The sequence below is a fragment of the Pseudomonas gorinensis genome (assembly GCF_042015035.1).
GTDB classification, from domain to species: domain Bacteria; phylum Pseudomonadota; class Gammaproteobacteria; order Pseudomonadales; family Pseudomonadaceae; genus Aquipseudomonas; species Aquipseudomonas gorinensis.
Genome location: NZ_CP167125.1, coordinates 2,219,882 through 2,243,015, shown reverse-complemented (window position 1 = coordinate 2,243,015; position 23,134 = coordinate 2,219,882). Strand labels below are relative to the sequence as shown.

The following is a 23,134-nucleotide window of genomic DNA, read 5'->3' as shown; positions in this document are numbered from 1 at the left end:
CGCTAGATTCCAGGCCATTGACGCTTTTTCGAGGCCCCGCCATGAGCAAAAATCCCGCCCCTTGCGAATCCCTGCTGCTGGACAACCAGCTGTGTTTCGCCCTGCACTCCACGTCATTGCTGATGACCAAGGTCTACAAGCCACTGCTGCAAGCGCTTGGCCTGACCTACCCGCAGTACCTGGCAATGATGGTGTTGTGGGAAGAAGATGGCTTGACCGTCGGCGAAATCAGCAGCCGCCTGCTGACTGATCCAGGATCGCTGACGCCCCTGCTCAAGCGCCTGGAGGCCGAGGGCCTGCTCAGCCGCACTCGTAGCCGCGAAGATGAACGCGTGGTCGTCGTGGAACTGACCGAGGCCGGGCGTACCTTGCAGGAAAAGGCCATGGGGGTCCCACAGTGCATCCTCGGTGCCAGCGGCTTGGAGCTGGAGCAACTGCGCAAGTTGCAGGCGGATTTGATTGCGTTGCGAGGCAACCTGCAGAACGCGATCTAAACACAACAGCAAAACACTCAACATGTGGGAGGGCGCTTGCTCCCGATGGTGGTGGGTCAGTCAACCAATCTATTGACTGACCCCCCACCATCGGGAGCAAGCGCCCTCCCATATTGCTTTGTAGCGCCCCACAAAAATATTTGTAAATTTATCTTGCGCACAAAACATTAGCGCTATACATTCACCTCACCAACTACTTAGCGCGCAAACATTTAGCGTTACAAACCAAGAGGACCACACCATGCAAACTCTCTACACCGCAGTAGCCACTTCCACTGGCGGCCGTGACGGTCGTGCTGTTTCCAGCGACAACATCCTCGACGTCAAACTCTCCACACCTAAAGAACTGGGCGGTGCCGGTGGCCAGGCCACCAACCCTGAGCAACTGTTCGCCGCCGGCTACTCGGCCTGCTTTATCGGCGCCCTGAAATTCGTCGCCAGCCAGACCAAACGCAAGATCCCGGATGACGCCTCGATCACGGCTCATGTCGGTATCGGCCAGATCCCCGGCGGTTTCGGCCTGGACATCGACCTGCACATCAGCCTGCCCGGCCTGGCTCAGGACGATGCGCAAAGCCTGGTCGACGCGGCTCACCAGGTTTGCCCTTACTCCAACGCCACCCGTGGCAACGTCGATGTGCGCCTGCACGTAACCGTCTAACCCTGCTGCGACACCTGGAGAAGAACATGAACAGATTTGGCAAAGCGCTTACTGGCACCCTGCTCGCCCTGTCCATCACCCACGCGTTCGCGGCGACGGATGATGTCGAGCACAACACCCAGGCATTCCTCGATGTCTTGAACGCCGGCACCGGCAAGCCGATGGAGCAACTGACGCCCAAGGACGCCCGTGCCGTGCTGACGGGAGCCCAGGCGGGTGTGAAGTTGACCTTGCCCAAGGCGGACGTCAGCCAGAAGACCATCCAGGTCGATGGCCAGCCGCTGGGCCTGACCATCGTGCGGCCAGCCGGGGTCAAGGGCACATTGCCGGTGTTCATGTTCTTCCACGGCGGCGGCTGGGTATTGGGCGATTACCCGACTCACGAGCGCCTGGTGCGCGATCTGGTGGTGGGTTCGGGAGCCGTGGCGGTCTTCGTCAACTACACGCCTTCACCGGAAGCGCACTACCCGGTGGCGATCAACCAGGCCTATGGCGCAACCAAATGGGTCGCCGAGCACGGCAAGGACATCAACGTCGACGGCAAACGCCTGGCGATCGCGGGCAATAGCGTCGGCGGCAATATGGCAGCCGCCGTCAGCCTGATGGCCAAGGACAAGGGCACACCCGCGATCAAGTTCCAGTTGCTGCTGTGGCCGGTGACCGATGCCAACTTCGAGACAGCGTCCTACAACCAGTACGCCGAAGGGCACTTCCTCACCAGGAACATGATGAAGTGGTTCTGGGATAACTACACCACCGACGCCAAGCAGCGGGCCGAGATCTACGCCTCGCCGTTGCGGGCGACCACCGATCAGCTCAAGGGCTTGCCGCCCGCGCTGATTCAGACGGCCGGTGCCGACGTGCTGCGGGACGAGGGCGAAGCCTATGCGCGCAAGCTGGACCAGGCCGGCGTCCCGGTGACCGCCGTGCGCTATAACGGCATGATCCACGACTACGGCTTGCTCAATGTGGTCAGCCAAGTGCCAGCGGTGCGTTCGGCCTTGCTGCAGGCATCGCAGGAGCTGAAGCAACACCTGAAGTAAAAAGCAGCGCCCACGAAAAAGCCCGACTCAAGGTCGGGCTTTTTTTCGTATCAGCGGGGCCAGAATTACTTCTTGGCGCGGCCTTTGTACGAACCACCTTCGCGGGTGTCGATTTCGATCAGGTCGTCGATTTCGATGAAATCGGCAACTTGCAGCTCGGTACCGTTAGCCAGCTTGGCAGGCTTCATCACCTTGCCCGAAGTGTCGCCGCGAGCGGAACCTTCGGTGTAGGCAACCTTACGCACGATGGTGGTCGGCAGCTCTACGGAAACCAGGCGCTCTTCGAAGAAAATAGCTTCGCAGACGTCGGTCATGCCTTCTTCAATGAACGGCAGAACGGCTTCGATGTCTTCAGCGTTCAGCTCGTACATGGTGTAGTCAGTGGTGTCCATGAACGTGTAGGCGTCGCCGCTGATGAACGACAGGGTCGCTTCTTTACGGTCGAGGATCACGTCGTCCAGCTTGTCATCGGCGCTGTAAACGGTTTCGGTCTTGTAACCGGTCAGCAGGTTCTTCAGCTTGGTCTTCATGATCGCGCTGTTACGGCCCGACTTGGTGAACTCAGCTTTCTGAACCAACCAAGGATCGTTGTCGATACGGATCACCATACCGGGTTTCAGTTCTTTACCAGTTTTCATTGCAGATATCCGAAATTTGGATGGGGTTTACAAAAATCAAGGTCGCGTATCATATCCAACTTTCATAAAACTGTACCAGCGCCGTCGCAAGATCGGCCTGCAAGCCTTGTTCCAGACACCACGTTTCGGCGTGTGCGCTCACTTCCGGCCAGTGTTCCAGCAGTCTTTTCCACGGCTGCGCCATATCGCCGTCCGTATTCCAGGCCTGCCAAAGCGCAACCAACGCCGCCCTGGCGGCCGGCGATAATGCAGCGGTGTACAACTGCAGGAAGGCGTCGAGCTTGTCCAGATGGATGTCTTCGTCCTGGCGATAGATGTGCCACAGCAAAGGACGCCCGGCCCACTGGGCGCGCACGAAGGAGTCTTCGCCACGTACGGCATTGAACTCGCAGCACCACAGCAGGCGGTCATATTGCTCCTGGCGCACGAAGGGCAGCACCTGCACGGTCAGGGCTTGGCGCTGGTGGACGTCCCCCGCCTCCAACCCATCGACCCCGAGCCAACGCTGCACATCACCGAGGATGCGGCCTTCCGGAACCAACAGATGAGTGGCACGCCCATCCGTCGAAAGAACGTCAAGCCAGCTGGCGAGGCCGGCATTTTCGTAGGCGAACAGTGACATCAGCCGCGTACCGGTTGCAGGAAGTACGCCCAAGGAGCGCAGGAATTGTTGCTGCGCAGCGGCATCCTGTTGAAACGCCTGGCGCTGTTGCAGCAAACCGGCCTCGCGCAACAGACCACCGGTACCCGGCCGAAAACCGGGGAAAAAGAAGTACTTCTGTACCCCTTTGAACTTCACCGAAGGCAGGCGATGGCAACCCACCACCCAGTCCTCGGCACTGAGGTAGTCGAGGTTCATCCATAACGGCGGACGCGCGCGCGCGGCCATGGCTTCCATGTAGTCAGGGGGCAATTGGCAGGCAAAAGCGGCGATCACCACATCGGCGGACGGCGTGGCAGCCCAATCCGCCGGCCAATGATGCACGTCAACGCCCTCTTGCCATTGCTGCCCCGACTGCACGTCAATCTCAGGGCACAGGCGCTCGAACGCCCGCAAGTCATCGACCCACAAACGCACATCACAACCGTGCTCTACCACCAGTTGCCGGGCCAGGCGCCAGGTCACGCCGATGTCGCCATAGTTGTCGACGACGCTGCAAAAAATATCCCAGCGGGCTTTCATTCCGGGCTCCAACGCTCAAAGGCTCGATTGTCCGCATAAATGCCCTGATGCAGAAGGCTTGATCGCGATTATTCTGCACAGTGGCTGTGCGACAATCGCCGCCACGCCACAAATGCCTGCCAGGAGGCCGCCATGTCTGATCGCCCATTGTCGTTGCTCAAGCTGTGTGTCGCCATCGCCCTCGGCGTGTGGCTGGGGTTCATCGCCATTGCGTTGACCACTTGGCTGGCGTCGCGCTACCTGTTCCCGCAAAGCCTGGCCCCCGTGGCCCAGGCCGTTCAGCAACTCGGCAAACCGGCCCCTGCTGCACCGGAACCACCCAACCGTATGTTCGAGCAGTATCAAGACAACCTTCGCAAGCAGGAACAACAGCAGACCCTGGACCAGGCGCGCAACAATGCGCGCAACCTGTCCAACCCAAAATGCCAGTTCTGGTTGCAACAGGACCAGAACTCGCCGAATGAAAAGAGCAAGGCCAATGTCCTGCAATTTTGCGAATGATCAAGCACAGCCATGAATAAACACGCCGTCCTCCAGTTGATTCTGGAAAAGCTCACCGTCGACCTCGATATTGCACAGCGCGCCGCGCAGACCGCCTACGAAACCGCGACCCACGAAGAAAATATCGCCGAAAACAAATACGACACCCTCGGACTGGAGGCATCTTACCTGGCGGCCGGGCAGGCCAAACGCGTCGAGGAAATCAAGCAGTCGCTGGCGCTGTGCCAGAACCTGCCACTGCGTGCGTACGATGATCAACGTGGCATAGAAGTCGGCACGCTACTGGGCCTGGAGGACGAGAACGGCCGCCAGCAGTGGCTGTTCCTGGCACCGGATGCGGCGGGCTTGAAGGTGGATGTGGTGGGGCAACCGGTGACCGTCATCACCCCGCGCTCCCCGCTGGGCAAAAGCCTGCTGGGCAAGTTCGAAGGTGACGAGGTGGAGATTCTGGTGGCAGGCGCCCGGCAACACTTTACGGTTACCGAGGCCAGATAAACCACTTAATGGACGGGCAATTCTACGCCGTCGAACAGCTCTTCCAGTTCCTGCTTGTTGTGGCACTGGATCGCCTTGGCCATGACTTCGCGGGTCAGGTGCGGAGCGAACTTCTCGATGAAGTCGCACATGAAGCCACGCAGGAAAGTACCGCGACGGAAACCGATCTTGGTCACGCTGGACTCGAACAACTCGCTGGCGTCGAGCACGACCAGGTCTTTATCGAGTTGCGTGTCGACCGCCATCTTGGCGACAATCCCCACGCCCAGGCCCAGGCGAACATAGGTTTTGATCACGTCGGCATCGGCTGCGGTGAACACCACTTTCGGCGTGAGACCGCGATGGCTGAAGGCTTCGTCGAGCTTGGAACGGCCGGTAAAACCGAACACGTAAGTCACGATCGGGTATTCCGCCAGGGCTTCCAGGGTCAGCTTCGGCAGCTTGGCCAACGGGTGACCTTGGGGCACGACAACGCAGCGGTTCCAGCGGTAGCACGGCATCATCACCAAGTCGCCAAACAACTCCAGGGCCTCGGTGGCAATGGCAAAGTCGACGGTGCCGTCAGCCGCCATTTCGGCGATCTGCATCGGCGAACCCTGGTGCATGTGCAGGGCCACGTCCGGGTACTGCTTGATGAAATCGCGGATCACCGGCGGCAATGCATAACGCGCCTGGGTATGGGTGGTGGCGATCGACAGGGTCCCCTTCTTCTCGTTGGAGAACTCCTGGGCGATCTGCTTGATGCTCTCGACTTTGCGCAGGATCTCGCCAGCGGTGGTAATGATGCGCTCACCGGCTGGAGTGACACGGGTCAGGTGCTTGCCGCTGCGTGCGAACACTTCGACGCCCAACTCGTCTTCGAGCAGGCGGATCTGCTTGCTGATACCGGGTTGCGAGGTGTAAAGGCTTTGAGCGGTAGCGGAAACGTTGAGGTCGTGGTGCGCCACTTCCCAGATGTAGCGCAGTTGTTGAAGCTTCATATGTGTCCCTCAAAGCAGATAGACGCCACGGGTATCAGCGACGGTATATAACTATATTAAAGGTTCGACAGATAAATCTAGAACTTTTTATCCTTCATTGACCGATCACATGTCATCACTGCGCCGACGCTGCAACAGCGGTACCAGATAGACCGGTACCTGGGACAACTGGAGCACTCGCGCAGCGGTTCGCCCCAAGGGTGTTGCCACCCCGACGGTTTGGGTATGACTACCTACGATCAGCAAATCCACGGAGAGTTTCTGTGACTGACCAAGGATCACTTCGCAAGGGTCACCCTGGATCACTCGTACCGAACGGATCAACTTCAGGTCCAGCGCACCTTCCCCCAACTCTTCGCGAAAGCTCTCCAGCACACGCTGCTCGATCGTCGCCATCACCGTGGTCAGCCCCTGGCTCTGCCATTCGTTCAGGGCTTTCTCATCAAGGTAGCTCTGCAACACCGATTCGGCGAACAAGCCGATGGGCTCGACCACATGGATCACATACAGGTCGGCCTTGAACGTTCGCGCCAGCGCCAGTGCATGTTGCATCACATAAGGCGCATACAGACCAAGGTCCGTGGCGTACAGCATCGAACGAATCATAGAACCTCCTGGACTGCCAGGATGGCGGGGATTGAATGAGCTTAGCAGCGCCTCGGCGAGTTCGACTGACTTAGCTCTCGGCCTGAATCTTCACCTCATTACTGATGCCATGGGGCACATGCCCGGTGGCCACCACCTCTCTGGCTTTCTCACAATGACCGGCCTGGTCATCGAAAAACACATCGGCGGCGAAGGCCTCCAGAAACGCGGATTTTTCCAACCCGCCAAGAAACAACGATTCGTCCAGGCGAATATCCCATTCGCGCAAGGTACGAATCACGCGCTCGTGAGACGGTGCTGAACGGGCTGTGACCAAGGCCGTGCGAATCGGGCACGCCTCGTCGGGAAACTCACGCTGTAACAGGTTGAGTGCGGCGAGGAAGCCTTTGAACGGACCACCGTGCAACGGTTGGCGCGCCGACTCGCGCTCGCTGGCCTGGAATGCCGCCAAGCCACCGCTTTGGTAGACACGTTCGGACTCATCGGAAAACAGCACCGCATCCCCGTCAAACGCGATCCGCAATTCCTCGCTCGACGCCCGGCGTGCACCGCCCGACAGAATCGTCGCAGCGGCAAACCCGGCGTCAAGGGCACTGCGCACATCTTCAGCATGGGTGGAAAGAAACAGATGGCAACCAAATGCCGCCAAATAAGGATAAGGACTACGCCCTCCTACGAAGGCTGCGCGGGAAATATCCAGATCGTAATACTGGATCGAATTGAACACGCGCAACCCAGTGTCGGCACTGTTGCGCGACACCAGCACCACCTCGACCCGGGCGCGGCCCAGGCTGGCATTGAGGCTCAGCAGCTTCTTGACCAGCGGGAAGGCGTCACCGGGCTCCAGGATTTCTTCCTCATGTTCGATCTGGTATTTGCGGTAGGTCTCGACCCCTTCGGCCAGGTAGACCTTATGGCTCTCGCTCAGGTCGAACAGCGCCCGCGATGAAATCGCCAGCACCAGTTTGTCGCCCAGTCCATTCGCCATGTGCTTTCCTCCGAATCAGCGGTTATGCCGATCAATAAAACTCAAGGCCTGGTACAGCGCCTGCATCCGCGGCAATTCGCAACCGGCGGCCTTGGCGGCGGCCAGTGGCCGGGCGTAGATAGCGGCCAGCTCCAACGGGCGTTTGTGCACGTGGTCGTGGTACATGCTCGGCAGGTAGTCGTCCATGGTCTCGGTCATGGTGAACATCTGCTCGGCATAGCTGGCCGGAATTTGATGGCCGCAGGCATGGGCGCCCTGCACCACTTCGGCCATCAGCGCCTGGATCAGTTCCCGGCTGGATTCGTCCGCCATCATGGCCGTGGTTCCCGCGCCCAACAGCACGGAGAGACCGTTGTAGGGCACGTTCCACACCAGTTTATGCCAGCGCGCCAGGTGCACGTTGGCCATGGCCTGAGACTCAATGCCCGCCTGATGAAACAACGCGGCGCCCTCTTCGACAATCGCTTTCTGACGAGCTTCATCGTTGGCCGCAGTACCGCTGTGGTACCCCAGGTTGACCCGGCCCAGGGCCTGATGCTCGACGACGCCGGGCCCGGAGCGATGCACGCCGATATAGCACAGGCCGCCGAGCAGATGCAGCGACGACGGCAAGTGCTCGCGCAGGCTGTCTTCGACGTCGAGGCCGTTTTGCAGCAACACGACCTTGGCGTCCGGCGCCGCGATCTGAGCAAGGGTGGGGGCCAACTCCGGGTTACCGGTGGATTTGGTGCCCACCAGCAGCCAGTCGCACGGCGGCATGTCAGCGGCGCGGGCATAGGCCTGCACCGGGTGCAGGTGCAAGCGGCCATGCACCGTACTGTTGAGGTGCAGGCCACGTTCGCTGACCGCCGCATATTCGCTGCGCAGCAGGAAGTGCACGTCGAACCCGGCGCGCGCCAGCATCAGGCCATAGAAACCACCGATGGCACCGGTGCCGATAATACCGATGCGGGGCGACTGTACGGTCATGGCAAATCCTCTGGAGTACGGGTAAGTGCTTGATTAATGGCGTCGGCAAGCTCGGCAGCCACGATCGGTGTGTGTATTTGCCCAAGGAATTGACCCTCGCACACCACGAACAGCGCCGGCAAATGAAAGATCTCGTAGCGTTCCACCGCACCGCCGTTGTGCCCGGCATCGACCCAGCACACCCGGTCCACGGGCAAACGCCAGCCCGGCACCTGCTGGCGTGCCCAGCGGCAACTGGAACACCCCTCGCTGACGAACACGACGAGCGAAATGCCTGGCAAAGCCAGCAATTGCTGGTCAATATCCAGGTCGGTCAATACCTGTTCCTTCACTATACTGCTGCCACCGCCGTCAACTGAACGGTGCTCGGAGTCCGTGTACATGGGTCGTTTTTTACCTCACCCTGATGATGTCGCTGCCCTGTTGATCCAACGTCCCGCTCCCCCCCTTCCCCGCCAACGCCTGCACACTATCGGCCTGAGTGGCATCGCCTGCAATTGCCCGTGCGCCTGGCGCCAGGGTACCGCGATCGAGTTTCGCATTCCCTCACTGGGCGCCAGCGCCCGTTATCCGGGCTATGTGGCGTGGTGTCGCAAGGCTGGCAGTGGCTATCGCGTGGGGGTTGCCTTTACCGATGAACATGCCTTGTTCGGCGCAAGAATGGGCGAGCAAGTGTGCCAGATCGAACGCTACTGCCGCCTGCACGTAGATACCGAGCCGACGCCCCAGCAGGTCGAGGCACTGGCCCGCGAATGGGTTTCGCGCCATGCCGGCGAGTTCTCCCATGAGGCGCTTGTGCAGCCAGCACTGGATTAAAGCCGGCTTTGCCCATTGTCGCGGGCCCGTGTTACGCGCTAAGGTTCCTCCCCCCTGCATTCAAATCATGCTGTGCTCCGCCGCACGGGGATGGCTGGCGGCCGGCACCCGTGACCCTGACGAGTAACACGATGGCTGATTTACCGATCAATGACCTTAACGTCGAATCCAACGAGACGCTGATCACACCTGATCAGCTCAAGCGCGAAATCCCCTTGAGCGACGCTGCCCTGCAGACCGTCACCAAGGGTCGCGAAGTCATCCGTGACATTCTCGACGGCACTGACCACCGCCTCTTCGTCGTCATCGGGCCTTGCTCGATCCACGACCTCAAGGCTGCCCACGAATACGCCGAGCGCCTCAAGGTGCTGGCGGCGGAAGTGTCCGACACCTTGTACCTGGTGATGCGCGTGTATTTCGAGAAGCCGCGTACCACCGTCGGCTGGAAAGGCTTGATCAACGACCCGTACCTGGACGACTCGTTCAAGATCCAGGACGGTCTGCATATCGGTCGTAAGTTGCTGCTGGACCTGGCCGAAATGGGCCTGCCCACTGCCACCGAAGCCCTCGACCCGATCTCCCCGCAGTACCTGCAGGACCTGATCAGTTGGTCGGCGATCGGCGCGCGCACTACTGAATCCCAGACCCACCGCGAAATGGCGTCCGGCCTGTCCTCAGCCGTGGGCTTCAAGAACGGCACCGACGGCGGCCTGACCGTAGCGATCAACGCGCTGCAATCGGTTTCCAGCCCTCACCGGTTCCTGGGGATCAACCAGGAAGGCGGCGTCTCCATCGTCACCACCAAGGGCAACGCCTACGGTCACGTGGTACTGCGCGGTGGCAACGGCAAGCCCAACTATGATTCGGTCAGCGTTGCGCTGTGCGAACAGGCGCTGGCCAAGGCCAAGATCAAGCCGAACATCATGGTCGATTGCAGCCACGCCAACTCCAACAAGGACCCGGCCCTGCAACCGTTGGTGATGGAAAACGTTGCCAACCAGATTCTCGAGGGCAACCAGTCGATCATTGGCCTGATGGTCGAGAGCCACCTGAATTGGGGTTGCCAGGCGATTCCAAAGGACCTCGCCGACCTGCAGTACGGCGTGTCGATCACCGATGCCTGCATCGACTGGACTGCCACCGAGAACACCCTGCGCAGCATGCATGCCAAGCTCAAGGACGTATTGCCCAAGCGCAAACGCAACTGAGACCGCACCTGTATCTGAATTGGGCGCACACAAAAACGCCGGGCCATGGCCCGGCGTTTTTCATGGTGCTGTCACTGCCTTACAGTTTAGCGGCATGGCGCTGATGCCGCTCCATGTAGCGTTCGACATAGGAGCACGACGGGATCACCGTATAACCGGCTTCTTCGGCGAACTTCAGCGCCTCCTCGGTCAACGCGGCCGCAATGCCACGGCCTCGCAGTGCGTTGGGCACGAAGGTCCGATAGATATCCAGGGTCTGCTTCCCGAGGTCCATGTAGGTCAGGTAGGCACGATGACCGTCCACATTGGTCTCGAACTGATGACCAGCCTGGTCATGGTGGATGGACAACGCCTCGCTCATCACTACTCCTCGCGGGTCTTGAATTTTGACCCCTACCTTACCGATGTTTTTCCGGCGAAGGAACATCTACGCCACCCCGTGCCGGTTTCGACAACGAGAAAACCCTGAGCGCTCACAACCAGCACGTAGAGAATAGTAGGCACCAATCCCGCAATTGCTCAAGGCGCGCTCGTCATCCCTGCCACTGGTGGATATAGAAAGAGCCTCGATCAACCGGTGACCGATAGCCTGAACATTGCCGGCAGTTGAACCTTGAGACGAACTGCCGCTCTTAAAGTCACCTCTACATGCGCAAAAGATGCCTGGGGCGGTAACGGCGACCGGAACGAAAGTGTCAGCTTCTTTATATAAATCTTCATCTATTTACAAGGCCTAACGCATGCGGGGCGGCGATTTCAGCCCGGCCTCAATCCTCCTGCGACTGCAAAAAATTGAACACTTTTTATACAAACTGCCAAAAGATTAGCCAAAATAGATTCGGCACAAGAATTTTTTTTGCTTCTTGCGCTACGTCAGTTTACTTACTACAAGTAATGGGTAGTATGTACGCCGGCTATTAGCTCACCCTGAGAAAGTAGCCATTTAATAGAAAGTCCTTGAAGGGGAACACGATGAACAACGTTCTGAAATTCTCTGCTCTGGCTCTGGCCGCAGTTCTGGCTACCGGTTGCAGCAGCGTCTCCAAAGAAACCGAAGCTCGTCTGACTGCAACTGAAGACGCAGCAGCTCGCTCCCAGGCTCGTGCAGACGAAGCCTACCGTAAAGCTGATGAAGCTCTGGCTGCTGCTCAAAAAGCACAACAGACTGCTGACGAAGCTAACGAGCGCGCTCTGCGCATGCTTGAAAAAGCAAGCAAGAAGTAATAATCCTTCGGGGTTGTTATCAAGCCGATCCATTTTTGGATCGGCTTTTTTATTGCCTGAATTTCACGCTCCCGGCGGGAACAGGCAATAAAAATCCCGCCCCGGCGCAAGGCCGAAGCGGGATTTGGGTCAAGCAGGCTTACTGCTGCAGGTCGATCGGCGTGCTCGACACCATCGGCGCTGCGCTCGGCACACCGATCTCAGTCGGCAGGCCATCTTCGGCAGCCACCACATCACGCACCTGATCCCAGTTCACCCGCAGGTGATTGGCCAGGTCTTCACGCTTGAGCAGGGCGTTGATCACCGCCGTATGCTTGTCGACCACCGAAGGGGTGCCGTCGTCGTTCAGGGGCGTATGCGCTTCCAGGTACACCTTGCCACCGCGGCTGCCGAACTTGTAGGCATCGTTGATGATGCGCACCGACGTGCCCACCGGCACCATGCTGGCCATCTCCAGCACGTTGTTGTTGAACATGCGGAAGCAGCCATGGCTGGTACGCGTACCGATACCGAACTTCTTGTTGGAACCGTGGATCAGGTAACCCGGCGTGCCCAACGTGAACTTGAACGGCCCCAGGGGGTTGTCCGGGCCGGCGGGCACAACATTCGGCAGCGGGTCGCCCTCGGCGGCATGCTCAGCCTTGATCGAGGCGGGCGGGGTCCAGGTCGGGTTCGGCGTCTTGGCGATAATGCTGGTATGGGCGACCGGCGAGCCCCAGCCTTCACGACCAATCCCCAGCGGGAAGGTGTAGACGACGTTCTGGCCCTTCGGATAGTAGTAGAGACGGTATTCGGCGAGGTTGATCACAATACCTTCGCGAGGGCCTGGCGGCAGGATGAATTGCGTCGGCAGCACGATCTCGGTGCCCGCGCCGGGCAACCAGGCATCGACGCCCGGGTTGGCGGCGACCATCTCCGAGTACCCGAGGTCGTAGGTGGTACCCAGGTCGGCAAAGGTGTCTTCGTATTTGGCCTTGATCACTTGGACCTGGCCGACGATGTCTTCACCGGGTGGTGGCAAGGGCAACTGCAAGGCGGCGGCAGAGCCAGACGCACACAGGGCAGCAAGAGACAGGCAGCAGGTGACGACGGAAAGGCGCGACAACATCCGGTAAATCCTTCGCAGAACGACGGGTAGGTAAAAATCGATTGTATACGTGAAGCGGGCGGCTAGCTGCAAGCTTGTCGCGGCCCCTACAGCTCGAAACGCAGCTCCGGCCAGATTGGCGGCGTGCCGCGCTTCTGGGATTCGAGGATCGCCCGGCACAGAGGGCACAGCCGCTGGTCCTGGAAGATCGAGCGATCCACCGACGACCAGCGTGGCTGCGCAGGCAATAACGTGCCGCAGAGCGTGCGGTCGATCGAGCCCCCCAGCTCCAGTTGACGCGCGACCAGATGCACCCGGACTTCCTGGCAGGCGAACAGATCCAGCTGCTCGTCCGGCTCGATCAGTTGGTAGTTAAACAAGGACCAGGCAGGACGCGACATCGAGGGCTCCAAATCGGGGGGGCGCCACCTTAGCCGAAAGCCTGCCGGTAGAAAAGCGTCATAGCAGCGGTTTTAGCGTCGGCCATACATTTTCCAGCAACTTACCCTGGGCGCCGACCGCCGGGTGCAGTTGATCGGCCTGCATCAACTCGGGATGGCCACCGACCCCGTCGAGAAAAAACGGCACCAACGGGACGCTCTTCTCCTTGGCCAGCGCACCGTAGACTTCGGCGAACGCCTGGGTGTATCTCGGGCCGTAGTTGGGTGGCAACTGCATGCCCAACAGCAGCACCTTGGCGCCCTTGGACTTGGACTGGTCGATCATCGATGCAAGATTTTGTTTCAATTGTGCGGGAGGCTGCCCACGCAAGCCGTCATTGCCTCCCAGTTCGATGATCACAACGTCCGGCTGATGCGCTGCAAGCGCCGCCGGCAGCCGCGCCAGGCCTCCGGCACTGGTATCGCCACTGATGGAGGCGTTGACCACTTTGTCGTCGAAACCTTCGTGCTTGAGCCGTTGTTCCAGCAAGGCTACCCACCCTTTGCTGGTATCCAGTCCGAAACCGGCACTGATACTATCGCCAACGATCAGGACTGTACCCGCCGCTGCGTTCTGGGCCATGCACATCAAGGCCAGGCCAGCACTCAAAAACCACATTCGCATCGGATTCTCCATGGGCGCAAGCATTCTCACCGCGCGAAACCTTAGCAAAGTGGTTCCCAGCGCGGAAGGTGAACTGACTATCCTGCACGAACTGAGCCTGGAACTGAACCAGGGCGATAGCCTGGCTATCGTCGGCGCCTCGGGTTCCGGCAAATCCACCCTCCTCGGCCTATTGGCCGGGCTCGACCTGCCCAGCAGCGGCGAAGTCACCCTTGCCGGCCAAGCCCTGAGCAGCCTCGACGAAGACCAGCGCGCGCGCATCCGCGCCGAGCACGTGGGTTTCGTCTTCCAATCCTTCCAGTTGCTCGACAGCCTCAACGCCCTGGAAAACGTCATGCTGCCTTTGGAACTCGATGGCCGCAAAGACGCTCGCGAGCGCGCCAAGCACTTGCTCGAACGCGTCGGCCTGGGCCAACGCCTGACCCACTCGCCGCGCCAGCTGTCCGGGGGCGAGCAACAACGTGTGGCCATCGCCCGCGCGTTCGCCGCCGAACCGGACGTGTTGTTTGCCGATGAACCCACCGGCAACCTCGACAGCCATACCGGCGAGCGAATCAGCGACCTGCTGTTCGAGCTCAATAAAGAGAACGGCACGACCCTGGTGCTCGTCACCCATGATGAGCGTCTGGCCCATCGTTGCCGACGCCTGATCCGCCTTGAAGCCGGCCTGATGGTCGCGCCCCTGGAGCCTTGATGGCACGTTTGCCGCTGTTGCGCCTGTTCAGTCTTGCCATGCGCCAATTACTGCGCGATGCCCGCGCCGGCGAATTGCGCGTATTGTTCTTCGCCTTGCTGGTGGCCGTGGCGGCCAGTACCGCCATCGGTTACTTCGGTGCGCGCCTCAACGGCGCCATGATGTTGCGGGCCACCGAGTTTCTTGGCGCCGACCTGGTACTTGAAGGCAGCTCGCCCGCACGCCCGGAGCAGATCCGCTCCGGCACCGAACTGGGCCTCGATCACGCGCGCGTCGTGGAGTTCTCCAGCGTCATCGCCGCCGACAGCGGCATCCAACTCTCCAGCATCAAGGCGGTCAACGAGCAGTACCCGCTGCGCGGCGAGCTGAAGAGCGCAGCCGCTCCCTTTGGGGATGAAACCCCAGGCGGCGGCCCGAAACCTGGTGAAGCCTGGGTGGAAGCGCGGTTGCTGACGGCACTGGGCCTCAAGGTTGGCGACAGCATCGATGTCGGCATGAAGACCCTACGCCTGGCCCGCATACTGACCTACGAACCGGATCGCGCCGGCAATTTCTACAGCCTCACACCGAGGGTGATGATCAACCTGGCGGACCTGGACGCTACTGGCGTGGTGCAACCCGGCAGCCGTGTCAGCTACCGCGAACTGTGGCGTGGGCCGCAAGGCAGCACGGCGTTGCAAACCTATCGTGACCTGGTCAAGCCGGGGCTCGCCGCCAACCAGCGCCTGCAGGATTCGCGGGACGGCAACCAGCAGATCGGCGGCGCCCTGGGCAAGGCCGAACGCTACCTGAACATGGCCAGCCTGGTGGCCGTGCTGCTGGCGGGGGTCGCCGTAGCGCTATCGGCCAACCGTTTTGCCAGCCGACGTTTCGATGCCAGCGCGTTGTTGCGTTGTCTCGGTTTGTCACGCCGCGAAACCATGCTGCTGTTCAGCCTGCAACTGAGCGTACTGGGACTGCTGGCCAGCCTGACCGGCGCCGTGCTCGGCTGGCTGGCGCAGTTCGGCCTGTTCTATTTCCTCCACGACCTGCTCCCCGCAGACGTACCACCGGGCGGGCTGTTACCGGCGGTTGCCGGGATCGGCACCGGGCTGGTTGCCCTCGCCGGCTTCGCCCTGCCACCACTGGCGGCGCTGGGCCGTGTACCGCCGCTGCGCGTGCTGCGGCGCGACCTGCTGCCTATTCCTTCCAGCACCTGGATGGTCTATGGCGCGGCGCTGTTCGCCCTGGGCCTGATCATGTGGCGCCTGAGCCTTGACCTGGTGCTGACCTTCGCCTTGCTGGGCGGAGGCGTGGTCGCCGCGCTGATCCTCGGCGGCCTGCTCCTGCTGCTGTTGCAAAGCCTGCGCCGCCTGTTGGCCCGCGCATCCCTGCCCTGGCGCCTGGGCCTGGGCCAGTTGCTGCGACACCCATTGGCGGCGGCCGGCCAGTCCCTGGCGTTTGGCCTGATCCTCTTGTCCATGGGCTTGATCGCCCTGCTGCGCGGCGAGTTGCTCGACACCTGGCAAAACCAGTTGCCCAAGGACGCCCCCAACTACTTCGCGCTGAACATCCTGCCCGCCGACAAGGAAGCCTTTGGTGCACGCCTGCTGGACCTGCAGGCGCAATCGGCGCCGCTGTATCCGGTGGTGCCAGGCCGACTGATCAGCATCAATGGCGAACCGGTACAGGAAATTGTCAGCAAGGACTCCAGCGGCGATCGTGCCGTGCAACGTGACCTGAGCCTGACGTGGGCTGCCGACCTGCCACCGGGCAACACCCTCACCGCCGGCGCCTGGTGGGCGCAACAAGCGCCCGATGATATCCCCGGGGTCTCGGTAGAAGCCAAGGTCGCACAAAGCTTGAAGCTCAAGCTTGATGACCATCTGGTGTTCAGTGTCGGCGGTGAAAATCGTGAAGCGCGGGTCACCAGCCTGCGCACCATCAATTGGGATAACTTCCAGCCCAATTTCTTCATGATTTTCCAGCCGGGCACCTTGAAGGACTTGCCAGCCACCTACCTGACCAGCTTCTACCTGGCCCCCGGCCACGACCAGCAGATCGTCGACCTGTCACGCGCCTTTCCGGCCGTGACGATCCTGCAGGTCGAAGCCCTGCTGGAACAACTGCGCAGCATCCTCGCCCAAGTGACCCTGGCGGTGGAATATGTGCTGCTGTTTGTCCTGGCCGCGGGGATGGCGGTGCTGTTCTCCGGCTTGCAGGCGACCTTGGATGAGCGAATCCGTCAGGGCGCGTTATTGCGTGCGCTAGGCGCGGAACGCAAGTTGCTGGTCAAGGCACGGCGCATCGAATTCGGCTTGCTGGGTGCAGTCAGTGGCTTGCTTGCGGCACTGGGCACCGAGTTGGTGACCTGGGTGTTGTACCGTTATGCCTTCGACCTGGTCTGGCACCCGCACCCCTGGTTGTTGCTCCTGCCATTGATCGGTGCCGTGTTGATCGGTGGCGCCGGGGTCTTCGGAACGCGCCGCGCGCTGAATGCCAGTCCACTGACGGTATTACGCGAAGGCTGAAACGCCGATGGCCCGTGCTCTTCACAGAGCACGGGCCATCCTTGCCTACTTCACATACTCGATACCGGTAATCCACCAGCACACTTCGCCACTCGGGGTCTGTACGATGGCCTCATCATCGACTTGCTTGCGCAACAACGCGCGAGCCATGGGCGAATCGATGGAAATGTAATCCATCCGCTCATAAATCTCGTCATAGCCGACAATACGAAAACGCTTGGTCTCACCCTGCTCGTTTTCAATATCGACCCAGGCACCAAAAAAGACTCGCCCTTCCTGCTCGGGCATGTACTCGACCACGCGCATGTCTTCCAGGCGCTTGCGCAAGTAGCGCACCCGCCGATCGATCTCACGCAGCAGCTTCTTGTTGTACTGGTAGTCCGCGTTTTCGCTGCGGTCTCCCAAGGAAGCGGCCCAGGTCACTTTGCGTGTGGTGTCCGGCCGCTTTTCTCGCCACAGGTAATCCAGCTCTTTCTTCAGCGCCTCATGACCTTCTTTGGTAATCAGCTTGGTACTCAAACGCGTGCATCCCCAGGCAATGTCCATTGATTCCAATACGCCGCAGCATCAAGGCCAGGCGTCAGCGAACAGAGAGTGATGATAAATGAACGCGACAAAGTTGCCAGGCCGACGGTCACTATCAGGTCAAACCGAGATCGCCCAAAAATCGTCGCTGGGTTGAGCCAGCTCAGTCTTGGCGAGACAGTCCAGGGTCTGATCCAGTTCGGTCAGCATTGCGTGCAGGTTTTGTCGCAGGCCAGACAGTTGCGCAATCGTAACCGACACCTTCTCTGCCCGCAGGTGAACCAACGACTCCTGGCTTTTGATCTCGGAGACACGCTTTTCAAGGGCATGAGCACGCTCATCAAGTTGGCGCTGCTCATGCTGCTGCGCGCTCGAATCATTCGCCAACTGGGCTTCACGGCTGTCCAGCGCCTGGGCCTGCAACTGCAGGGTGGCTTCTTTTTCCAATGTTCGGTTAACCAGTTCCTGACGTTTCTGCTCCAGATCCGCCTGGTCCTGTTGCAACCGGACGCGCCATTGCTCAAGTGCCTCCTCTTGCTTGAGAACAACCTGTTTCTGTTGCGTCAAATCCTGGGCAACGCGTGCAAGGTTCGTCAGGGTGCTGTCCACCTCAAACAACGAATTGTGTTCCGGCTGGGCGCCCAACGTCGGTCGCGCACCAAGCACCGGAGGAACAGGCGCCAGCTCAGTTGATGCAGGGACTATGGGAGGCTCCGGCTGGGGTTCCGGCTGAGGCTCCGCCAGTTGTTCAAGCAGGGGCGGCTGGGCCGAGTCAGGCTGGCTCGCCACCTTGGGCGGCGAGACCATCTGCGAAGAAAAACGAATGGACGGCACAATCAAAGTGGCACTTTCGATGGCCGGTGATGCAGGAGCAGAAGTGCCCAGGGTGATCACCTTCATCACCAACGCTTTCTTGATAATTACGGAATGATGATCCTCTGGCCTGGCAGGGGGCAACTTGCAGCCTTTCAAATCGACAAAGTGATAGGGAATCTGGGTTTCAGTAGCGTTGCCGGATCTGGCACCTGACGCTGCCAGGGTCAATATTTGTTTAAATACCCGCATTGCAACTTGCAGGTCTTCCTGAGCGTCGACGCCGCCCAGAAAATACCGCTCAAGTTTCTTACGCAATGCGGCGACGTATACCCGCGAGTTCCCAGGCTCCGTTTCTTCATCGAGACTGTAGACAAGAAAGTTCGAGGCAATTTGAGGAACAGCGAAACCACAGAGCAGTGCACCGTTGACCGGAGCATCCTCACCGGAGCGTTCAAGAACAAGGGTACGTAAAAGCATCATGGTTGTCGGGCCTCATGACGATAAGCAAGTCTTATTTAAACATCAGATAAACATCTGACCATTAATACGCATTAGTCACCGAACGATTGTTTCAGCGCACTCTAATCCTGAACGTAGGACTTGTCTTATTAACGTAATTCAGCATTTTCAATCTCAGACATTAAAAGTACCATTTTTAAATCCGAGCCCCTGCCCCTCTCAACCAAGGCGCTTTCCTCTTCATATACACCCCGAACAATCAGCAGAAAAACATAATGATCGAGATAAGCAGCCTGACCAAATACCAGGGCAAAAAGACTGTCATCAGTAATGTTTCATTTTCTGCCCAGCGCCAAGAATGCCTTGGATTATTTGGAATGGAGGGCGCAGGTAAAACCACACTTCTGAAGATGATAGCGGGTTCACTCCGCCCGTCTTCAGGGCAGGTGAACATTCTGGGGTTCGATCCCCAAACCCATGCACACCAAGCCCGCATGGCCGTCGGTTATCAGCCCGAGTCCGGCATCAACCACCTCAGGATGTCCATCAGGGACCTGCTCGACTACATCGCCTCCCTCCGCGGATTCCAGGGTGCCGAAAAGCGCAGTCGGGTGGAACGCGCCGTCACCCGGCTCGAATTGTCATCGGTACTCAGCTATCCGATCCACACACTGCCCCCGAGTCTCAAGCGCAAAGTCGCGATTGCCCAGGCCATCCTGCATGACCCAGGGGTCCTGTTGCTGGACGAACCCTTTGACGGCCTGGCGCCGCATCAGCAAGGCAAGCTCAGGACACTTATCCAGTCCCTGACCGAAGAAATGACCGTCATCGTCGCTTCACGCGATTGCGAAGCACTGGCCGGCATCTGCACCCGCGCCCTGGTCATCGGCGGTGGACGCCTGCTGGCGGATGCGCCGATGCCCGAGTTGCAGCGTAGCTCCCGGCACTTCCGCGCCGTGACCCTGGCCTCGGAGTCCGCGCCTGATTTACTGGCCCTCGCGGTACTACCAGGCGTTGCAGGTATCGAAGAGGATCGCCACAGCCCTGGCACGGTGACCGTTCTCGCAATGCCAGGCCACACCATTTACCCCTCTGTCAGCGCACTGATTACCGACCGGTACTGGCCAATACACTCACTGAAACTGGAGCCAGGCCGCCTGAATGATGTTGTTCATCACTTGAGCCAAGAGGCTTCCCTTTGAAACTGCTGCTCCCCGTTTTCAAGCGCCAGCTTGCAAGCTATTTTTCTTCACCGGCCACCTACCTGAGCATCGCCATCTTCCTGGTGCTTTCGGCATCACTGGGGTTGCACACCAGCGAACTGCTGGAGCGAAACAGCAGTGATTTGCAGGCCGTCTTTGAATGGCACCCCTGGCTGTACCTGTTACTGATCCCAGCCCTGTCGACGCAACTCTGGGCGGACGAGCACGGGAGCGGCTTTGGCGACCTGATAAAAACAATGCCTATCAAACCCACCCCACTGGTGATGGGGAAATTTCTCGCAGCCTGGGTTGTTACTGGCGTGGCATTAGTGCTGATGTTTCCGATGGTGATGGCAGTCAATGTACTGGGACCGGCGGATAACATGCTGATTGCCTCGCAATTCCTGGCCAGTTGGTTGTTGGCCGGCAGTTACCTGTCTGTAGGTTGTTTTATTTGCGTATTAACCAGCCGGCGCCTGGTCATTTTCCTATTGACGCTGAGCCTGCTGTCGGCGGCCAGTGGTTTGGCCTCCGTACTTGATGCTCTTGAACATCAAGCGCCAATATGGGCTCTCGACAGTTTGATGTCCCTTAGTCCATCGTTGCGCTTCAGCATCATTGATCACGGCTTGCTGACCCTCCATGAAAGCCTTTACTTCATCAGTATGATGTTTGCCTTTCTCTGCGCGACAACTATTACCCTCAACTATAAAAACAGCTGAGAAGGAGCGTTCTCGATGCGATCCGCTCTGCGCACCGGTATGACGCTGAGTGTCATATTGTTACTTTTCCTGGCATTCAATCTGGTGTGGGTTGTTAAACTTCCTGATCTACGCTGGGACTTTTCACAACAAAAAAACAATTCGTTGTCGCCTGCCGTAATGCAATTACTTGCCACATTGGACAGCCCACTGGACTTTTACTATTTCAACGCCAGCAAGCCCGCCTTGAAGAGCAATACGTTGAAACAGTACGGCAAACGCGTCGAAGCAAAACTGAAGGCCTTCGAACAAGCGGCCAGAGGCAGGATCAACCTGCATATTATTGATCCCGCACCTTTTTCAGAGGACGCCTACAAAGCGGGGCTTTATGGCCTCGACGATCAGCAGGGTTTCCTGGGCCTGATCGGCACCCGCGACGGTCACGCCGCACAGCGCATCGAATCATTCAGACCGGACAGGGAACACTTACTGGAGTATGAAATCAGCCACCTGATCAGCCAGTTGCTCCACCCCACCCCTCCTGTTATCGGACTGCTATCAGGGCTGCCTGCAGGAGAGCTGATCGAGCCGCTCGTGCAAGAACTGCGTGGCCACTTTGACCTTATCGAGTTGGAGGCGAGTGCCCACCCTATCCCTGCGCGTATCAAAACCCTGATGCTTGTGCACCCGCGCATGCTGTCCGAACAAACCCTTTACGCGGTAGATCAGTTTGTACTGGGGGGCGGCAAGTTATTGATGTTTATCGATCCACTGAGCGATATGGATCCCGAGACACCCCCCACTGCCTCCAGGCTTGACGGGCTGCTTGTTGCGTGGGGTATCCATATGCAAAGCGACAAGATACTGCTCGATCGTACCTACGCCTCATCGGAGCATGAACCCGGCCTGCTGACGCTGCCGCGAGAAGCGATGAACGAGAGCGACGTCAGCACCTGGAAACTGGAATCGGTGACGGTGTCAAACAGCGGTGCCCTTCTTCCCCTGGACAACAGCCGGACCACCTTCACCCCGCTGTTGCAAAGCTCCAAGCAATCAGCCTTGCTGGAACCGGGCGCACCGGACAGCGAAATCGTCCCACAAGGCGAACATCACGTCATCGCGGCTCGCATTGAGGGGGCGGCTTATTCGGCGTTTCCTGACGGCATTGACGGGCGGCCACCCGGCCTGCAAAAAGCCGCCCAGATCCATGTCGTGGTGGTTGCCGACACGGATGTACTCAGCGAGGAAATCAGCAGTTCGGCACCACACGGCAACAGCCTGTTTGTACTGAACACCCTGGATAACCTGGCAGCCCCTTCTGTACTTGCGGACATTCGACCACGCGTGATGACGCGTTCGTTGCAAACACTGGCCAACCTGCGCGAAACCACCGCACACGCCTATCAAACTCGGGCGAACGATCTTGAGCGACGACTGGCGCAAACCGAAAAGGAATGGCAGCGCCTGAACCCCGAGGCGACAGCCCTCGGCACCGAGGTGGTCGACACCAATACCCAGTTGCAAGCACTCAACAAAGAGCGCTTGCGCTTACCGATGGAACTGCATGCGCTGAGGATGGAGGCCTACGCGCCGCTGCATCGCCTGGAGCGCAAGGTGAAATGGTTGGTGATAGCACCCATGCCTGCATTGCTCTGCTTGCTCGCCGCGGGGCTGTTTCGATGGCAGCGTCGCCATCGGCCGATACCTGCCACCGCGCTGTACTGAAGGCTCAACGGCGCGCAATCAGGCCTTGTCGTGCAATGCGCGTCAACTGGCGAATCACCTCGGCAGCGTCGCCAGCAGTGGGGGCCTGGATCACCGCAAGGTCAAAACTGTTGCTGGCGAAGCGTGCGAGGGAATCGCCATCTTCGACAAACTGGATCAGGAATGCCGAAGGCCGGCCGGTGCGACGTGGCCAGCCGTCCAGGTAACGCAATAGCGTCGGCTGGTGCTTACCGCCCAGGAGTATTTTTGGATTGCGTTGGGTGAGGTCCGCGGTGATCGGGGCCAGGCGTATGAGGGGGCGTAGTGCATTCATCGTGTCGAGTCTCTGCCTCAAAAGTCTGCGGGCAGGTGAGAGGCAACACCGAACCAGCGCTTTAGCGGTATTTCGAAGCACGCTCCTTGAATGAGAGCTGACTTCTGTCGGGCTGCATCGAGTCCCTGTGGCGCCCCGCAATTAGCTGTTTAAATCGGCGCATGGGCAGCATCCTAGAGAAGCCGGTGGGGCGGTGTCAAGAATCCCAGGCAACGAAAAGGCCCGCACAGG

The 23,134-nt window shown here is 59.4% G+C and carries 27 protein-coding genes; 13 read left to right on the top strand and 14 right to left on the bottom strand.

Features of this window, described 5'->3' with window-relative positions; all coding sequences use genetic code 11:
- Positions 1 to 41 precede the first annotated feature (41 nt).
- The 3 genes from AB7933_RS10275 (at position 42) to AB7933_RS10265 (ending at position 2,198) form a co-directional block, all read left to right on the top strand.
- Positions 42 to 494 carry a MarR family winged helix-turn-helix transcriptional regulator gene (locus AB7933_RS10275; protein WP_024074224.1) on the top strand — a complete coding sequence of 151 codons (453 nt, stop codon included), beginning with the start codon at positions 42 to 44 and terminating at the stop codon, positions 492 to 494.
- Positions 495 to 735: 241 nt separating this feature from the next.
- A complete protein-coding gene (locus AB7933_RS10270) occupies positions 736 to 1,155 on the top strand; it encodes an organic hydroperoxide resistance protein (protein WP_024074223.1) in 420 nt (139 codons plus the stop codon).
- A gap of 26 nt (positions 1,156 to 1,181) precedes the next feature.
- Positions 1,182 to 2,198: an alpha/beta hydrolase gene (locus tag AB7933_RS10265; RefSeq protein ID WP_024074222.1), complete on the top strand. Its 1,017-nt coding sequence runs from the start codon at positions 1,182 to 1,184 to the stop codon at positions 2,196 to 2,198.
- 65 nt (positions 2,199 to 2,263) lie between these two features.
- Here the strand turns inward: AB7933_RS10265 and AB7933_RS10260 are convergent, their stop codons facing one another.
- Both AB7933_RS10260 and earP read right to left on the bottom strand, forming a co-directional pair.
- A complete protein-coding gene (locus tag AB7933_RS10260) occupies positions 2,264 to 2,836 on the bottom strand; it encodes an elongation factor P (protein WP_024074221.1) in 573 nt (190 codons plus the stop codon).
- Positions 2,837 to 2,885: 49 nt separating this feature from the next.
- Positions 2,886 to 4,019, bottom strand: a complete 1,134-nt coding sequence (earP, locus tag AB7933_RS10255) for an elongation factor P maturation arginine rhamnosyltransferase EarP (RefSeq protein ID WP_024074220.1) — start codon at positions 4,017 to 4,019, stop codon at positions 2,886 to 2,888.
- A gap of 132 nt (positions 4,020 to 4,151) precedes the next feature.
- Here earP and AB7933_RS10250 point away from each other — a divergent pair, with 132 nt between their 5' ends.
- Both AB7933_RS10250 and AB7933_RS10245 read left to right on the top strand, forming a co-directional pair.
- Positions 4,152 to 4,520: a hypothetical protein gene (locus AB7933_RS10250; RefSeq protein WP_024074219.1), complete on the top strand. Its 369-nt coding sequence runs from the start codon at positions 4,152 to 4,154 to the stop codon at positions 4,518 to 4,520.
- Positions 4,521 to 4,532: 12 nt separating this feature from the next.
- Positions 4,533 to 5,015, top strand: a complete 483-nt coding sequence (locus AB7933_RS10245) for a GreA/GreB family elongation factor (RefSeq protein ID WP_024074218.1) — start codon at positions 4,533 to 4,535, stop codon at positions 5,013 to 5,015.
- Between the two features lie 5 nt (positions 5,016 to 5,020).
- Here the strand turns inward: AB7933_RS10245 and cysB are convergent, their stop codons facing one another.
- The 5 genes from cysB to AB7933_RS10220 form a co-directional block, all read right to left on the bottom strand.
- The gene (gene cysB / locus AB7933_RS10240; protein ID WP_017849520.1) at positions 5,021 to 5,995 is read right to left on the bottom strand and encodes an HTH-type transcriptional regulator CysB; all 975 of its coding nucleotides are present in this window, start codon (positions 5,993 to 5,995) and stop codon (positions 5,021 to 5,023) included.
- 105 nt (positions 5,996 to 6,100) lie between these two features.
- Entirely contained in the window at positions 6,101 to 6,601 is a 501-nt protein-coding gene (locus tag AB7933_RS10235) for a universal stress protein (RefSeq protein WP_024074217.1), read from the bottom strand.
- Positions 6,602 to 6,671: 70 nt separating this feature from the next.
- Positions 6,672 to 7,589, bottom strand: coding sequence for a 5'-nucleotidase (locus tag AB7933_RS10230; protein ID WP_024074216.1), 918 nt, complete (start codon positions 7,587 to 7,589; stop codon positions 6,672 to 6,674).
- A gap of 15 nt (positions 7,590 to 7,604) precedes the next feature.
- Positions 7,605 to 8,558 carry a putative 2-dehydropantoate 2-reductase gene (locus AB7933_RS10225; RefSeq protein WP_024074215.1) on the bottom strand — a complete coding sequence of 318 codons (954 nt, stop codon included), beginning with the start codon at positions 8,556 to 8,558 and terminating at the stop codon, positions 7,605 to 7,607.
- Entirely contained in the window at positions 8,555 to 8,941 is a 387-nt protein-coding gene (locus tag AB7933_RS10220; RefSeq protein ID WP_024074214.1) for a hypothetical protein, read from the bottom strand. Before AB7933_RS10220 ends, AB7933_RS10225 begins: the two co-directional genes overlap by 4 nt.
- Here AB7933_RS10220 and AB7933_RS10215 point away from each other — a divergent pair.
- A complete protein-coding gene (locus tag AB7933_RS10215) occupies positions 8,940 to 9,374 on the top strand; it encodes a PilZ domain-containing protein (protein ID WP_024074213.1) in 435 nt (144 codons plus the stop codon). The genes AB7933_RS10220 and AB7933_RS10215 overlap by 2 nt on opposite strands.
- 131 nt (positions 9,375 to 9,505) lie before the next feature.
- On the top strand, positions 9,506 to 10,582 hold the full coding sequence (locus AB7933_RS10210) for a 3-deoxy-7-phosphoheptulonate synthase (RefSeq protein WP_024074212.1): 1,077 nt from the start codon (positions 9,506 to 9,508) through the stop codon (positions 10,580 to 10,582).
- A 79-nt stretch (positions 10,583 to 10,661) separates the two neighbouring features.
- On the opposite strand, the gene AB7933_RS10205 is transcribed toward AB7933_RS10210, so the two are convergent.
- A complete protein-coding gene (locus tag AB7933_RS10205; protein WP_003189869.1) occupies positions 10,662 to 10,943 on the bottom strand; it encodes a GNAT family N-acetyltransferase in 282 nt (93 codons plus the stop codon).
- A 611-nt stretch (positions 10,944 to 11,554) separates the two neighbouring features.
- On the opposite strand from AB7933_RS10205, the gene oprI reads away from it, so the two are divergent.
- Complete coding sequence (gene oprI / locus AB7933_RS10200; protein WP_024074210.1) at positions 11,555 to 11,806, top strand: outer membrane lipoprotei OprI; 252 nt, start codon at positions 11,555 to 11,557, stop codon at positions 11,804 to 11,806.
- Positions 11,807 to 11,945: 139 nt separating this feature from the next.
- Here the strand turns inward: oprI and AB7933_RS10195 are convergent, their stop codons facing one another.
- The 3 genes from AB7933_RS10195 to AB7933_RS10185 all read right to left on the bottom strand — a co-directional run bounded on the left by AB7933_RS10195 (position 11,946) and on the right by AB7933_RS10185 (position 13,958).
- Positions 11,946 to 12,914, bottom strand: a complete 969-nt coding sequence (locus AB7933_RS10195) for a L,D-transpeptidase family protein (RefSeq protein WP_024074209.1) — start codon at positions 12,912 to 12,914, stop codon at positions 11,946 to 11,948.
- Positions 12,915 to 13,000: 86 nt separating this feature from the next.
- A complete protein-coding gene (locus AB7933_RS10190; RefSeq protein ID WP_016972348.1) occupies positions 13,001 to 13,294 on the bottom strand; it encodes a hypothetical protein in 294 nt (97 codons plus the stop codon).
- 58 nt (positions 13,295 to 13,352) lie between these two features.
- On the bottom strand, positions 13,353 to 13,958 hold the full coding sequence (locus AB7933_RS10185) for an arylesterase (protein WP_024074207.1): 606 nt from the start codon (positions 13,956 to 13,958) through the stop codon (positions 13,353 to 13,355).
- A 10-nt stretch (positions 13,959 to 13,968) separates the two neighbouring features.
- On the opposite strand from AB7933_RS10185, the gene AB7933_RS10180 reads away from it, so the two are divergent.
- Together AB7933_RS10180 and AB7933_RS10175 are read left to right on the top strand one after the other, a co-directional pair.
- The gene (locus AB7933_RS10180) at positions 13,969 to 14,652 is read left to right on the top strand and encodes an ABC transporter ATP-binding protein (RefSeq protein ID WP_024074206.1); all 684 of its coding nucleotides are present in this window, start codon (positions 13,969 to 13,971) and stop codon (positions 14,650 to 14,652) included.
- Entirely contained in the window at positions 14,652 to 17,162 is a 2,511-nt protein-coding gene (locus AB7933_RS10175; RefSeq protein ID WP_024074205.1) for an ABC transporter permease, read from the top strand. The genes AB7933_RS10180 and AB7933_RS10175 overlap by 1 nt, the downstream gene beginning before the upstream one ends.
- 45 nt (positions 17,163 to 17,207) lie before the next feature.
- On the opposite strand, the gene greB is transcribed toward AB7933_RS10175, so the two are convergent.
- A complete protein-coding gene (gene greB / locus AB7933_RS10170) occupies positions 17,208 to 17,681 on the bottom strand; it encodes a transcription elongation factor GreB (protein ID WP_041161124.1) in 474 nt (157 codons plus the stop codon).
- Positions 17,682 to 17,807: 126 nt separating this feature from the next.
- Positions 17,808 to 18,983 (bottom strand): hypothetical protein, encoded by a 1,176-nt coding sequence (locus AB7933_RS10165; RefSeq protein WP_024074203.1) that lies wholly within the window; start codon positions 18,981 to 18,983, stop codon positions 17,808 to 17,810.
- Between the two features lie 254 nt (positions 18,984 to 19,237).
- Here AB7933_RS10165 and AB7933_RS10160 point away from each other — a divergent pair, with 254 nt between their 5' ends.
- From AB7933_RS10160 to AB7933_RS10150, 3 genes are read left to right on the top strand one after another with little or no spacing between them, the layout of a single operon-like run.
- Positions 19,238 to 20,164 (top strand): ABC transporter ATP-binding protein, encoded by a 927-nt coding sequence (locus AB7933_RS10160; protein ID WP_024074202.1) that lies wholly within the window; start codon positions 19,238 to 19,240, stop codon positions 20,162 to 20,164.
- Positions 20,161 to 20,886, top strand: coding sequence for an ABC transporter permease (locus AB7933_RS10155; RefSeq protein ID WP_024074201.1), 726 nt, complete (start codon positions 20,161 to 20,163; stop codon positions 20,884 to 20,886). Before AB7933_RS10160 ends, AB7933_RS10155 begins: the two co-directional genes overlap by 4 nt.
- A 15-nt stretch (positions 20,887 to 20,901) precedes the next feature.
- Positions 20,902 to 22,590, top strand: coding sequence for a Gldg family protein (locus tag AB7933_RS10150; RefSeq protein WP_024074200.1), 1,689 nt, complete (start codon positions 20,902 to 20,904; stop codon positions 22,588 to 22,590).
- A 4-nt stretch (positions 22,591 to 22,594) separates the two neighbouring features.
- Here AB7933_RS10150 and AB7933_RS10145 read toward each other — a convergent pair whose 3' ends face one another.
- Positions 22,595 to 22,903, bottom strand: a complete 309-nt coding sequence (locus AB7933_RS10145) for a hypothetical protein (RefSeq protein WP_041160873.1) — start codon at positions 22,901 to 22,903, stop codon at positions 22,595 to 22,597.
- Between the last annotated feature and the right edge of the window lie 231 nt (positions 22,904 to 23,134).